General features: G+C 42.4%; 10 protein-coding genes. 5 read left to right on the forward strand and 5 right to left on the reverse strand.

Annotated elements, in window-relative coordinates:
• Positions 1-4: 4 nt before the first annotated feature.
• Complete coding sequence (locus AAA970_RS03200) at positions 5-913, reverse strand: WD40 repeat domain-containing protein (protein ID WP_338235955.1); 909 nt, start codon at positions 911-913, stop codon at positions 5-7.
• A gap of 94 nt (positions 914-1,007) precedes the next feature.
• On the opposite strand from AAA970_RS03200, the gene AAA970_RS03205 reads away from it, so the two are divergent.
• Complete coding sequence (locus tag AAA970_RS03205; protein WP_338235956.1) at positions 1,008-1,631, forward strand: 4'-phosphopantetheinyl transferase family protein; 624 nt, start codon at positions 1,008-1,010, stop codon at positions 1,629-1,631.
• A gap of 46 nt (positions 1,632-1,677) precedes the next feature.
• Here AAA970_RS03205 and AAA970_RS03210 read toward each other — a convergent pair whose 3' ends face one another.
• Positions 1,678-4,431, reverse strand: coding sequence for a putative LPS assembly protein LptD (locus AAA970_RS03210; RefSeq protein ID WP_338235957.1), 2,754 nt, complete (start codon positions 4,429-4,431; stop codon positions 1,678-1,680).
• 48 nt (positions 4,432-4,479) lie between these two features.
• On the opposite strand from AAA970_RS03210, the gene AAA970_RS03215 reads away from it, so the two are divergent.
• The 4 genes from AAA970_RS03215 (at position 4,480) to AAA970_RS03230 (ending at position 8,663) form a co-directional block, all read left to right on the forward strand.
• Positions 4,480-5,262, forward strand: a complete 783-nt coding sequence (locus AAA970_RS03215; RefSeq protein ID WP_053403969.1) for an N-acetylmuramoyl-L-alanine amidase family protein — start codon at positions 4,480-4,482, stop codon at positions 5,260-5,262.
• 11 nt (positions 5,263-5,273) lie between these two features.
• On the forward strand, positions 5,274-6,206 hold the full coding sequence (locus AAA970_RS03220) for an MlaD family protein (RefSeq protein ID WP_338235958.1): 933 nt from the start codon (positions 5,274-5,276) through the stop codon (positions 6,204-6,206).
• Between the two features lie 141 nt (positions 6,207-6,347).
• The gene (locus tag AAA970_RS03225; RefSeq protein WP_338235959.1) at positions 6,348-7,187 is read left to right on the forward strand and encodes a transglutaminase-like domain-containing protein; all 840 of its coding nucleotides are present in this window, start codon (positions 6,348-6,350) and stop codon (positions 7,185-7,187) included.
• A 219-nt stretch (positions 7,188-7,406) separates the two neighbouring features.
• Positions 7,407-8,663 carry a DUF418 domain-containing protein gene (locus tag AAA970_RS03230; RefSeq protein ID WP_338235960.1) on the forward strand — a complete coding sequence of 419 codons (1,257 nt, stop codon included), beginning with the start codon at positions 7,407-7,409 and terminating at the stop codon, positions 8,661-8,663.
• A 55-nt stretch (positions 8,664-8,718) separates the two neighbouring features.
• On the opposite strand, the gene AAA970_RS03235 is transcribed toward AAA970_RS03230, so the two are convergent.
• The 3 genes from AAA970_RS03235 to AAA970_RS03245 all read right to left on the reverse strand — a co-directional run bounded on the left by AAA970_RS03235 (position 8,719) and on the right by AAA970_RS03245 (position 13,407).
• Positions 8,719-9,372 carry a DUF1349 domain-containing protein gene (locus tag AAA970_RS03235; protein WP_338235961.1) on the reverse strand — a complete coding sequence of 218 codons (654 nt, stop codon included), beginning with the start codon at positions 9,370-9,372 and terminating at the stop codon, positions 8,719-8,721.
• A gap of 90 nt (positions 9,373-9,462) precedes the next feature.
• Positions 9,463-11,598 carry a glycoside hydrolase family 97 protein gene (locus AAA970_RS03240; protein ID WP_338235962.1) on the reverse strand — a complete coding sequence of 712 codons (2,136 nt, stop codon included), beginning with the start codon at positions 11,596-11,598 and terminating at the stop codon, positions 9,463-9,465.
• A 165-nt stretch (positions 11,599-11,763) separates the two neighbouring features.
• A complete protein-coding gene (locus tag AAA970_RS03245) occupies positions 11,764-13,407 on the reverse strand; it encodes a DUF6377 domain-containing protein (protein ID WP_338235963.1) in 1,644 nt (547 codons plus the stop codon).
• Between the last annotated feature and the right edge of the window lies 1 nt (position 13,408).

Genomic DNA, 13,408 nt, shown 5'->3' on the forward strand with positions numbered 1-13,408 from the left:
AGTTTTACTCAAAGGTGATGTTCCAAATGGAAATATTTCTATCGTCGCTGCCGGAAATTAGGAAGTTTTTTTCCGGTAACCAAGCTAATTTGTTCACAGAAGTGGCATGCCCGGCATGTCGGGATTTATCGACCACTTTTAATAGGCGAAAGTCCTCATATCGCCAAATTTTAATGGATTTGTCCATGCTGGCGGTGGCAAAGTACTTGCCGGAAGGATCAAAGCAAATATGGTTAATGGCATACATATGCGCGATGATGTCCTCTTGCAATTGATAATCTTTCTCTACTTCCCATACTTTCAAATGGGCATCCCGACCAGCGGATAATAAATGCGTACCGGAAGGGCTGTATTGTAGTGTGAAAATAGAATTGGTGTGTGATGCAATCGTCTTCACCAGTGATTGATCCACACTATTGAAAATCCGAATTTTATGGTCGCTATAGCCTACGGCGAATTGCTCCCCGTCGGGAGAAAGAGCGATGGTTCGGGCGCTTTTTTCGGAAAGTTTTATTCTGTTTTTAACGATCAACTGTTTTCGGTCCACCAGGGTGATATGACCATCAGACTCTGCCATAATGATCTGATCCCCTAAAACCTGTAAATCAAAAATACTGGCTTGCGTACATTTTAAGCTTGCGATTTCCTTTTTCTCTCCTACCCGAATAAAATGCAGGCCCTCAAAGTTTTGCCCTACAATCAGTAAGTCTTCCTCCGGAATGTATTTTAACGCATAAATAGAATGGGGTACTTTAGCCAATAAGTCGCCCTGATCCGGTTGGTTCAGGTTCCAGGCCACCACCATGCCATCACCGGATCCACTAAAAAACTTATGACCTTCTTTTTCCTTTTCTAATGCATAGACGCAGTCGCGATGTCCTGAAAAGGTGAACTTTTTTTCTACTTTAACCAAAATCGTGATTTAAATTTCTCGATATAGCGCGGGATACTCCCAATATCCATGGATTTGTATAATTTTGACGGAAGAATCCATACAAAATCAAAAAATGCCAATCGCTAAGATAGAAAAATTAAAGGAAAACCTTTTTTATAGTTTGTGGGAAATTAGTGAGCAGGAGAGCCTGGATACCCAGCTATTTCCTGAACTGGAGCGCATCCGGCACGCTTCCCGTAGGCGGGAGTCTTTAGCGGCCAGAATGGCTCTATTGGCACTTTTGGAAGAAAAGGGAGTGGATTTCAGGGGGTTGATCGTGAATGAAAACAGGAAGCCTTTCCTGAAAGGGGGGGCGGGCCACATCAGTTTGACGCATGGCGGACAATGGGCTGCATCTGCATTTTATAGCCAGGGACCTGTTGGGATGGATATCGAAAAAATTTCAGAAAAACCGGTTCGGGTGGCTGAAAGATTTTGCTCAGAGGGGGAATTGGAATACGCAGCTGGCAGGAAGGAGTATTTAACCACCCTTTGGACCATCAAAGAGGCGGTATATAAATGGTATGGTTTGGGTGGGGTGGATTTTCAAAAACACATTTTAGTCCCTGGCTTTCAATTTGAACCGACGGGTGGAGAATTAGATGTCATGTTGGACTTTAAGCAGCTCAAAATTCAATTGAAGATCTGCTACTTTCAGGTGGGAGATGCTATTTTAACCGTTTGCTATCAGGCATAAAAAAAGCGGATGATTGAGTTTCATCCGCTTTTTTTTGCTTCAAGTGCTAGAAAAGATCCTGCCAGCTTCTTGTTCTGTTAATTTTCAGATCTCTCAACAGAGAGGATTTGGCATTAATGGTAAGTACATAGGACTGGTAAGCGCCAAAAGGTACCCAGTTAAAAGACATTTGCCAGCAGTGCAAATCCCGGTTAATACCAATATTGGTTTGGGTCAGGGCTCTGGCTTCAAAATCGAAACCGGAGCTGAAGTTAATTTTCCAGTGCTCGGTCAGGGTCAGGTCTCCGGAGAATCGCATGGCCTGGGTAATTCTCGGATCCTGAAATCCGGTTTTATTATAACCAAAGTCATAATTAATTCTCAAACTCCATGGAATATCGAAGTCCACATAGGCTTGTGGATTTCTGATTAACCATTCCTTATCTGCAATATCCAGATCAGAATCATCTACATCTTTCTGAAATTTACGGTCCTTTTCCCGTGCCTTCGGGTTAAGGTTGGTGCTCAGCGCCACTCTAAAGCTGGAAAGGTTTCCTATGCCATTGCCACTTTTCCAAGCGTATTCATTGATCCGGATCTGATCTACCGTTCGGTCTCCATTGGCATCTGTACCTTCATTCAGCAAAACATAGGTGTAGGGATCCACTGTGGCATTGACACTAATGTTCAGCTTTTTATTGAAAATGGCCGTACGGGCGGCAATATTGAAGTTCGATAAGTTAAAGGAGTCCGCTGCAAAATTGTAACTGGTACTGAATGAGAAGTTGTCCAGTATGGGGACTTTCTTCGTTCCGACGCCCGTGGAGTCCTTTTTGTCGAGGACTTTGGCCTCCAGGGTGTTGGATAGAGAGAAAGAGGCCGTGGCGGCATTACTCGCACTCGGCGTTCCGTAGGCAAAGCCATCATATCGGGATAGTGTACGTTCCTCTCCGGGAGCTACCTGTACCGTTTGGTAGTAACCAAATTTGTCATCTGTAAAATCCGGAGAAGCACTAAAGCTCATAGAGGGCGTCATCACATGGCGAATGGCCTGAAGATTACCTCCCTTAAAGTATTTCGTACCGTACAGACGGGTGTTTACCGATACACTCATATTATAATCGTAAACATTATAAAAGCCCGGAATGGTGTCTACTTTTACGGCTTCCTCTTCAGGAATATAATTATAGTCCAATTGCTTGGTGTACTGTCGGATAGTAGAGTTAAAAGAAGGAGAAACCGTAAAGAACTTAAACAAATTGAAAGAAGTAGTCACCGGAATCTGGTGTCTGATACCAAACTGTCCCCTGGCGATTAGATCCTCTAAACTGGCTGAGCTGATATCCAGAATGGAATCAGCCTGCACCGGTCTGTCAGAGACCTCATAGGAGGGATTGGAAAATGGCTTATTGGAAAGCTGATTAGTTAGCGTACCATTATAGTTCAGGTTAACCTTCTCGTACCACTTATCTCCACGAGAGTTTTTTCCACGAAAAGGGTAAATCCGGTTCATTAAGTTCCAGGACATATCCGGTAGGGTAATGTCCATTTGCCCGGTGTTTACATTCTGGTTGATCCTTCCCGAGGCACTGTAGTTAAAAACGTTTCCTAGTGTTCCGCTGTACTGCACACTGGAAGTAAAGTTCTGGCTCAGGTTGTTGTCCAGGCCACCTTGTCCGTAACCAGGGTTTATCTGGTTATAGTTGTTGGACATAAAGTTAACGTTAGCCGAGAAGCGTCCCTGACCCGGGCGGGATTTCGGCGCATGACGCCACTGTACCCGGAAGGTGTTGGAGCTACCGCTTTCATTTAAAATGCTGTTCAGGCTGCTGTTGGACTGATATTCAATGTTAATACCCCCGTCATACTTGTAGCGGTCCCGGTAGGTGGACTCAGCGCGGAAGCCCCAGTCTCCGCGGGAGTAAACGGTACCATACAGGGTTAAATTGACATAGTCATTAATGTCAAAGAAATACCCTAAATCTCTTAAGAAAAAACCTCGGTTACGTTCTTCTCCAAAAGAGGGAATCAAAACCCCCGAAGAACGACGGTCGGGCATGGGGAACATTCCTAATGGGAAAATCGCCGGAACGGGAATGTCCATCACGTACACCTGAAAAGGACCCGAAACTAATTTGTTATTCGGGATCATTTTAATCTTACTGGCTTCGATATGAAAGTGAGGATCCGGTAAGTCACAGGTAGTATAGCGGGCATGGTCTACCATTAACTCATCCTGTGGGTTTTTAACAATGGTGTCTCCATGAATATATCCATCCTGCTGCTGGGTGATTACTCCGGTAATCATGGCTTTTTTGGAATCAAAATTGTAAGCCATGTTTTCAGTTTGGTAGACTTGCCCATTATCACTGAATACCGGCTTTCCAATAACATTCCCCACGGTATCTTCCGTTCCCTCTGCCACCACCACATTGGTCGCATAGTTCAGCTGAATATGGTCCGCATCAAGCTCGATGGTGCCATAAGTAACCTTGCCCTCTCCGTACATTTCAACGTCCTGAGTACGAAGGTTTAAGGTGAGGGAGTCTGCCGCCTGATAATCAATTTTAACTTTAATCGGGCCTTTAGGAACCCTGTTTAAGGAATCCTGAAGGGCTAATGAATCTAAAGCTAATGAGTCCAGCGCAAGAGAATCGGTTAATGTCGAGTCAACATCTGTTGAGTCACTACGTAAATATGGTACAGTAATCTGCTGGTTTTCTTTATGGTTTGCGGCGATATTAAGCCAGCCAATAAAAACCAGTAGACTTAGATATTGGATTTTATACACTCCTATTTTTCCGTTTTTAGAAAAATTCACAATTTTGTGTAAAGTTAATGTCTTTCTAGTATTCCAAGCATTAAAAAGGTGAAAAATCTTCCTATACTGTTACTATTGACCTTGGGCCTTTTGGTAATGTCCAATACCTCACTTGACAAGCACCGCTATCAGGTGAAAACTGTTGTAATTGATGCCGGCCATGGCGGAAAGGATAACGGTACTTCCGGTAATAAGTCCCGAGAAAAGGACGTTGCCTTAAAAATTGCCCTGAAATTGGGGGAAATCATCAACGAAAATATTCCGGATGTGAAGGTGATCTACACACGGAAGGAAGATAAATTTGTGGAATTGGCCGATCGGGCATTGATTGCCAATCAAAATCATGCGGATGTTTTCATCTCCATTCACTGTAATTCCACGCCTCATAGCCACAAAGTGAAAGGAACAGAAACCTACGTAATGGGTTTGCATACTAATGAAGGTAACCTGGATGTGGCCATGAGAGAAAACGAATCCTTGCTTATGGAGGACAACTATACGCAGACCTATGAAGGCTTTGATCCGAATTCTCCGGAATCTTATATTTTATTTAGCTTATATCAGAATGCATATTCCGACAATAGTCTTAATTTAGCTTCTAAAATTGAAAAGCAGTTTAAATCGAGGGTGGGGCGACATAGCCGAGGAGTGAAACAAGCAGGATTTGTAGTTTTGTGGAGAACCTCCATGCCAAGCGTATTAGTAGAAACCGGCTTTTTGAGTAATCAGGATGAAGAAAAGTTTTTATCCGATAAGTTAGGGCAAACCTATATTGCTTCCGGTATTTATCGGGCATTCAGAGATTATAAAAACGAGATAGAATCAATATAAACCATTTAGTTTTGAATACATTAAAAAGCAAGGAGCTTAAAGTGGGGGCCATGGTTTTGGTCGCCTTTTCTTTATTATATGTGGGATTAAGGTTTTTAAAAGGCATTAATTTCTTCTCCAGCTCCAATACTTATTATGCAGTCTACACGCATGTAGATGGGCTTATTCCTTCAAATCCCGTTTTGGTGAACGGACTGAATGTGGGAATGGTGACCGATATTGAAATCTTACAGGATCAGGGAAATCAATTGAAAGTAGAAATGCTGATTGATCGAAAGGTAAAGCTGGGACCCAAGACGGTGGCGGAATTAGCCAGTAATGGTTTGTTAGGGAGTAAGATTATTAAATTAAATGTAGAAACCAATATTAGCGAACCGCTGGAAAGTGGAGCCAAAATATTATCACAGGAAGAAAAGCCTTTCACAGCAGTGGTGGCTGATCAGGCCGCTCCTATAGTAGATAAGCTGGAAAAATTATTGACTGATTTTCAGGGAAGTGGGGCCGAAGCAAAGAATATGATGCATTCTTTAGCGCAGACTTCCGCCAGCGTGGATTCATTGGTATTGGCCAATCAGTATCGAATTGCATTGATGTTAAGTAATATTTCTCAAACTTCCGCTCAGTTGACTACCACCTTAGTGGCTTTGGATCCCACACTTAAAAATGTAGAGAAAATTACAGCGGATGTTGCTTCTACAGATCTCTCCGAAACCGTGGATCACTTAAATAATAACCTATTGGCTTTGCAGGATATTTTAGGCCAGGTCAATAATGGAGAAGGAAATATGGGGAAGTTATTGAAGGATGAGGCCCTGTATGAGAACATTAACCATACCGTGCAAAGCATGGACAGCCTGTTAATGGATCTTAAAGAACACCCAAAACGCTACGTTCATTTTTCTATGTTTGGTAAAAAGGATAAAGCCGAAAAAGAGAAAAAATAGCTTTTTTCTTACTTGTGTTAGTTCATTTGACAAAAAAAAGGTTTTTCATTACGAAAGACCTTTTTTTATTTCGCGGGAAATGGTCTTTGATGGAGAAGGTCTCTATCCGGCTCAGGCGCAAAATATCTACTTGCCAATTTCATGATCAAAACTCGGGAGTTTAAAGCATTGGTGTCCTTATTGGATGATGAAGATCAAATGATTTCCAGTCATATCAATGACAGAATCCTTTCTTTGGGGGTAAATGCGCTTCCGCTTTTGGAAAAGGCCTGGGAGGAATATACCTGGAATCCGGAGATGCAGTTAAAGATAAGCGAGCTGATGCATCACCTTCAGTATCAAAAAGTGGTGGAAGGGCTTGAAAACTGGAGAGATGGTGATCAGAAAGATTTGATGGAAGCCCTGTATTGGATGGCCTGTTACAGCTATCCGGAGTTGCAAAGGGAGGAGTTGGACAATATGCTGGACGCGATTATTCGAAAGGTCAGACAAGGTTTTAACCCTGATGGACATCCGGTGAAGCAGGTCAAGCATATTAATCAGGTGTTTTTTGATGAATTAGGCTTTGGACCTAATAGTCGCAATTTTCACAACCCGGCCAATTCGATGGTGAATCAGGTGTTGTTGACCAAGAGAGGGAATCCAATATCCCTCTGTAGTGTATATTATTTAGTGGCCAAAAAGCTGGGTATGCCCATTACCGGGGTGAATTTGCCGAATTTATTCGTTTTAATGTATCCCCATGAGACGATGCCATTTTATATTAATGTCTTTAATAAAGGCCTCATTTTTTCAAGGGAAGATTTAAAAGAATACGTGCGCCATCTGCAACTCAAAATGGAGCCCGTATTTTTTGAGCCTTGTTCGCATTGGGATATTGTGGTGCGTTCTCTACGCAATTTACATTACTCTTTTGAACATCTGGGGGCTACAGACCGTGCCAAAGACATTCAGGCGTTAATTGATATTTTCTCTAAATGAGGGGGTGTTTGTTGTTAATCACATATTGAATGCCTTTATTTTTTCAATTGTTAAAAAAATATTAGCTTCGGTTTGAATTTGGCTTCACTAGCTAATTCTTTGCATAAGATTGAATCGAAAAAGTTCCATAAACCAATAAAGGATATTCTTGTAGGAAATTTTAGACCTTTTTTGGCATATTTTATGCATAAGTGTAAAAGGAATCAACAAAAACCGATTATGAAGAATATCAATCCCACCTCGGCTAATCAAAGGGTAGCTGTTATTGATGCTTTGAGAGGCTTTGCCATTCTAGGTATTTTATTCGCTAATATTTTATCCTGGAGTGGTTATAAGTTTATCCCCTCTTCTACCTACGATAGCCTGCGCTGGCATGAGTTAGATTCCTACTTATCGACCTTTCTGAGTGTTTTTATTGACACAAAGTTCTATACTATTTTCTCCTTATTGTTTGGAGTAGGCTTTTATTTTCAGTTTAGAAAATACAAGGAAGATCAGGGGCCGTTTATCAAGACTTATAAGAGAAGATTATGGTTTCTTTTCTTATTTGGCTTTATCCATATGATCTTTTGGTCAGGTGATATCTTGATGCTGTATGCCTTGATGGGCTTTGTTTTTATTCAGTTTAGAAACTTATCCTCTGATAATATCCTGAAGTACAGTTTGATTTTACTCATGTCCTCTTTGGTAGTGGATGTGGTACTCTTATATGTGGCGCCAGGTTGGGGTGTTCCTGAAACACATCTGGCCAAAAAGACCTATATAGATATGAGCCCTGAAGCCGTGACGGCTGCTTTTCAGTCTGGAAGTTGGGTGGAGACCTTGAAAATGAACTGGCACAATGTGTTGTGGAGATGGTTTGATTTTATTCCTTCCGGTCGTCCAATGAAGGTGTTAGGTTTGTTTCTATTAGGATTCTTTTTAGCGGAGCAGAATTTCTTCACGACTTCTGCCTTAAAAATGAAGAATTTCTGGAAGTTCTTTATCCCGGGATTGGCTTTGACCCTTATTGGTAAATATGCGATTGGTGGAAGTATGGGAGAGGTTCCTTCACAGTGGAGTGATATTGCTTATAAAGCGGTGGAAGTGCCTGGTCAGGTGTTATTGTCCCTTTCATATGTTTGTATGATCTCGATTATTTTCGAATCTAAATTCGGACAGGCGGCGCTACAAGGATTAACAGATGTGGGAAGAATGTCATTTACGAATTATTTATCCCATACCATTTTTGGAATCATATTCTTTTACGGCGTTGGTTTTGGTTATTTTGGAGCCTTCAGCTTGACAGAGATTTGGGTGATCGCGGTTATTTTCTACGTGGCCCAGATCGCTTTCAGTAAAATTTGGCAGAGAACGTTTGCATTCGGTCCTTTGGAGTGGATCTGGAGATGTTTAACATACAAGAACATGTTCCCGATTAGAAGAAAGACCATTGCGGCACAAAAAGCAATGCGTGCGGCGCAAAAAGCCGCCTAAAATTATCCTTTGATATATAAAAAAACCGCCTCCAAATCTATGGGGGCGGTTTTTTTTATTCAGCATTTTGTTGCAGCCATTCGAGGCGTCTTTCGTCCGGCAAGTGCTTTATTTTGAATGCTTCAAAAATTGCCTTGAAGCCATTCCCGTCAGGGCTGGCGGCCATCATGCCTACTTTTACGTCTTTATATTCCGGAAAATAGGCCGTATTGCTCATGGTGAATTTTTTACCATCCATGGAATAGAATATCTCAATAGCATCTCTTTTTCGGGTGGCCTTAATCCAGATGGAAGCAGGCTTTTCATTTAAGGGTACCACTGACCAGGAGCTTTTTTCAATTGTATGGACGGTGCTGAAATTGTATACTCCGTCTACAAACTCAATCCCTGTTTTAATCCAGTGGTTTTCATCAATTTTGAACATTAGTCCCATTTGGTCGAAGCGTGTTTCATATTCACCGGTAATTTTTAAGGTCACCTCGAACTCTCCGCCTCTTTCGGTGTAAAGAAAAGGACCATCATTGACCATAAATCCATAGTGAGATTTGTTCCAGTAATCGCTTTGGCCTGTTACCTGCATGATCAGGCGACCATCTTCAATTTCCCATGCTTCAGGTTCATTCAGCCATTGCATGGACGTTAATTTTTGTGCCAGGCTCTCCAGAGGAGACAATAGTAGCAGACTCAAAATAATTGGAAGGTATTGCATAATAAATCGTTTGTTTTGATAAGGAAATTAATGCTTCGGATGGTGAAAAAAAAGGCCGTCTGATTAAAGACGACCTTTCGGTGATGGAAACTATAATTTTTTCAAGCCTTTAAGCGTACTGGTGTCAGTGACCTCCATAATGCTAATGGCGTATCCGCCTCCCGGGGCACAATATTGGTTAAGTTTGGATTTACTATTTACCTGATATTGCTTGATTTGGTAGGCTTTGGGGTTGTCTTTATAATGCGCATCTTTTTGGTCCGCATAAACGGTGGCAATGTATTTTTTGCCGGGTGTCAGGAAGTGGAAGTTGATTTTGGAAGTTCTTGCTTCTTCATCATTTGTTCTGCCCACGAACCAGTTTTCCGACGCTTTGTCTTTGCGGGCATAAGTGATGTAGTCTCCGGGTTCGGCCTCCAAAATGACTGTTTCCTGCCAGTCTACCGGAACATCTTTGATGAACTGAAATGCGTCCATATACTTTTCGTAGGTCTGAGGGAGATCCGCCGCCATTTGTAAAGGGCTGTACATCGTTACATATAGAGCCAGCTGACGCGCCAGCGTGCTGCGTACATAAGAAGTATTGTTCGGATTGTACTGGGAAATATCCGTTTCAAAAATTCCCGGGGTGTAATCCATTGGCCCACCAATTAATCGGGTGAAAGGCAGAATGGTAGTGTGGTCAGGATTGTTGCCACCAAAAGATTCATATTCCGTTCCTCTGGCGGATTCATTCCCCACCAAATTGGGATACGTTCTGCTTAAACCTGTCGGGCGTACGGCCTCATGGGCATTGACCATGATTTTATAGTCCGCCGCTTTCGTTAAGGCATATTGATAATGATTGACCATCCATTGGCCGTAGTGTGTTTCTCCTCTTGGGATCATATTGCCTACATATCCACTTTTTACCGCATTATATCCATGGTCGACCATAAATTGATAGGCCTGATCCATATGGCGCTCATAATTTCTGGTTGAACCGGAGGTTTCATGGTGCATCATCAGTTTTACTCCTTTAGAATGGGCGTATTCATTCAGGGCTTCCACATCAAAGTCCGGGTATGGGGTAAGGAAGTCAAATACATAGTCTTTTGATTTCCCAAACCAGTCTTCCCAGCCTTCATTCCAGCCTTCTACCAGCACCTGATCAAAACCGTGTTCCGCCGCAAAGTCAATATAGCGTCTCACATTTTCATTGGTGGCACCATGAGTGCCATTAGGTTCCGTTTTATTGTAATCGGTTTCTCCCAACTTTACTGCAGGTAAATCGGTATAGGCCCAAGAGCTCATGCCGGAAATCATTTCCCACCAGACGCCAATGTATTTGACCGGTTTAATCCACTCCGTGTCCTCATAAGCGCAGGGCTCGTTCAAATTCAGGGTTAAGGTGGACTGTAAAATGTCCGCCGCCTGATCACTCGCGATTACGGTTCTCCATGGGCTTTGGGTGGGCGCTTGCATATAGGCCATATGGCCCAAAACATCCGGCGTTAGGTGAGATTGGAAAATGAAGTTTACATCATCCAGTTCTAAATGCATACAAGAGTAATCAATTAGTGCTGCTTCATGTAAATTAATGTAGAGATTGTTGTCCGTTTTCATCATCAATGAAGTTTGCACACCCGTGGGGGAGAACTGGGTCTGTGAAGCATTGGGGGTAATGGCTTCTTGCATTAAACTTCTGATTTCAGAAAGCCTGGATTTGTTGTAATTGTATTCCTGTGTATCGAAATCGCCCGGAATCCAGAAAGCAGTGTGGTCGCCAGCCATGGCGAATTGGGTGTTTTCAGATTGAATGACGAAGTATTGTAAGTTATCCTGTTGGGGGAATTCATAACGAAAGCCCAGCCCATCATCAAAAAGGCGAAATCGAATATTAATTTTTCTCTCTGTTCCTTTTTGGTTCAGGGCGACCAACAGCTCATTGTACTGATTTCGAATTTCACTTCGCTCCCCCCAGACTGGCTTCCAGCTTTCGTCAAAGGAATCGGTGTTTTCGGCAATCAACTCGAAGTTATCGAGTAAGTCCTGCGCTTTTACCAGTTCAAAACCCAGGGTAGAAGGTAAAATGATTGCTTGATTTTTATAGTCTAATTGATAAGTAGGCTTTCCATTTTCCAGGGAAAATTTAAGCTTAAAATTTCCATTTGGGGAATTTAGTTCGCCGGCTATGGCTTTATACGATAGCAGCAGGCATGTGAAAATATAAAGAAGCTTTCTCATGAATGTTTATTTTGGATGCTTGATGCTCAAATGTAGCATTCCCACCAAAACATTAATAGAGAAAGTAGATGGAAAGGAGGTGGTTAGTGGCTTAAATATGCCTTAAGGGTTATATAACGGCATATTTAATAATTATAAAGTAGTATAATAAGTAGTGGGTTACATTCATGAGGTAATCATTTTTACCTGATTTTCGAATAAATCCCTTGGGCCGGCCGCTTTATTCCTGGCACTGGTGCGATAATTATAGATGGTAGTGGTGGAGTATCGAAGAAATTCTGCGATCTGTGGACTCTCATTTATGCCCAGGCGGATCAAAGCAAAAATTCTTAGTTCGGTATTGAGCAATTCTCCTTCTTTTAAATGCACCTGAGCATCCGGTTTTAGGAGGGCATTGAAATCCCGGACAAAGTTGGGGTAGAGATCCAGAAAGGCCTGATCAAAATCCCGGTAGAAAGCGAGTAATTCTTCCTCTATCCATTCTTTCGATTTTAATACTTTTAATAAATCATCCATGCTCGAACTGCTCGCTTTGTTGCGAAGCCGATTTCTAAAATGATCCATCTTGCCGATGTAGGAAGAGCATAGTTTGAGGTATTGGGCAATATAAGTTTCCCTTTGTTTATTGGCGGCGGCCAATTGCTCATTTTTAGTTTGAATGAGCTGATTGCTTTCTGCTAAACCCTGTACGGAAGACTTCAAACGAAGGTTAATTTCCTGATTTTCCTGATAAGCGGTTTGCAACTTTTTTCTTTGTCTGAGAAAGAAGAGAAAGGCGATTAAAATGAATAACAATAAGCCTCCGCCCAGCCAAAGAGACCAAAGGTAAAGGCGCTTTTTGCGGTCACGGAGGTTAATATAGCTTTGATTAATCAATGGCAGAATTTGCCCGATTTCGAAAGTCCGTAATTTGGATCCGCTGAAGGTGGCGTCTTCCAGGGCAATTTTAGTATAGTAAAAAGCGCTTTCGCTTTCGCCCTTTTTTTCCAGCAAAATAGCCAGCTCGCGCAGGGCAGCATGTTCCTTAATTCCATTTTCAATATCCGACCGGGCCGATAGCGCCAAAGCCTGAATTTGCTTGTCTTCTTCACCTAAAAGACCGTAGGCAGTAGCCAGCGTATAGGCAGTAAAAGCAAAGGGGCGGTCTGTAGGTTGTAAGCTGGACAATGCCTTCTGAAGAATGGGGATAGTGGCGGCTGTCTGCCCGTCAGCCATCATGTTTTCGGCAATAATCACGGGGTAAATCACATCAGTGGGCTTCAATTGACTAAGCAAGGAGTCCTGATATTGGTGATATAATTGCTGATAGTTGGCCAGTTGCGGAGACTTGCTAAGGTAAGCGCGTAAGTAATTGTATAAAGTGAGTCGGCTGGAATAATAAGCGGTTTTTTGCCCCTCATTCAGGGCTTGTTTCTCCAGCTGATCCAATAACAGCAGGGCCTCATGCGTCATACCGGCCAAAATATAGGCATGGGATAAGTTCAGGGCAGCATCCTTTAAATACCGATCATTTGGTAATTGGCTTCCAAGCGATTCATTTTGAAGGCAATAATATAAAGCCGAATCAATGCGAAAGGTGCTGTATTCTTCCCATAGCTTTTGTTGCAAACGGAATCGCTCCTCTCCACCCAGGTTTTTATCCAATAATAAAGACCGGAGTGAAGAGATTTTACGATTTCTTTTTTGGGTAAATTCCGCTCTGTGCTGAAGCGTTTCATCCAGTTGAATTAAAGCAGGATTGTCCGTATTCTCTGCCCGGGAGAAAAAGGGAAAACCTGCCAAAAGGGCGATCAACAAAAATTGGGGCATT

This window comes from Persicobacter diffluens (assembly GCF_036244895.1).
Lineage (GTDB): Bacteria > Bacteroidota > Bacteroidia > Cytophagales > Cyclobacteriaceae > Persicobacter > Persicobacter diffluens.

What these genes read in the sequence shown, in the direction of transcription:
- AAA970_RS03205 (WP_338235956.1), top strand. Translation starts at nt 1,008, where the DNA reads ATGCCAATCGCTAAGATAGAAAAATTAAAGGAAAACCTTTTTTATAGT.
- AAA970_RS03225 (WP_338235959.1), top strand. Translation starts at nt 6,348, where the DNA reads ATGATCAAAACTCGGGAGTTTAAAGCATTGGTGTCCTTATTGGATGAT.
- AAA970_RS03230 (WP_338235960.1), top strand. Translation starts at nt 7,407, where the DNA reads ATGAAGAATATCAATCCCACCTCGGCTAATCAAAGGGTAGCTGTTATT.
- AAA970_RS03235 (WP_338235961.1), bottom strand. Translation starts at nt 9,372, where the DNA reads ATGCAATACCTTCCAATTATTTTGAGTCTGCTACTATTGTCTCCTCTG.
- AAA970_RS03240 (WP_338235962.1), bottom strand. Translation starts at nt 11,598, where the DNA reads ATGAGAAAGCTTCTTTATATTTTCACATGCCTGCTGCTATCGTATAAA.
- AAA970_RS03245 (WP_338235963.1), bottom strand. Translation starts at nt 13,407, where the DNA reads ATGCCCCAATTTTTGTTGATCGCCCTTTTGGCAGGTTTTCCCTTTTTC.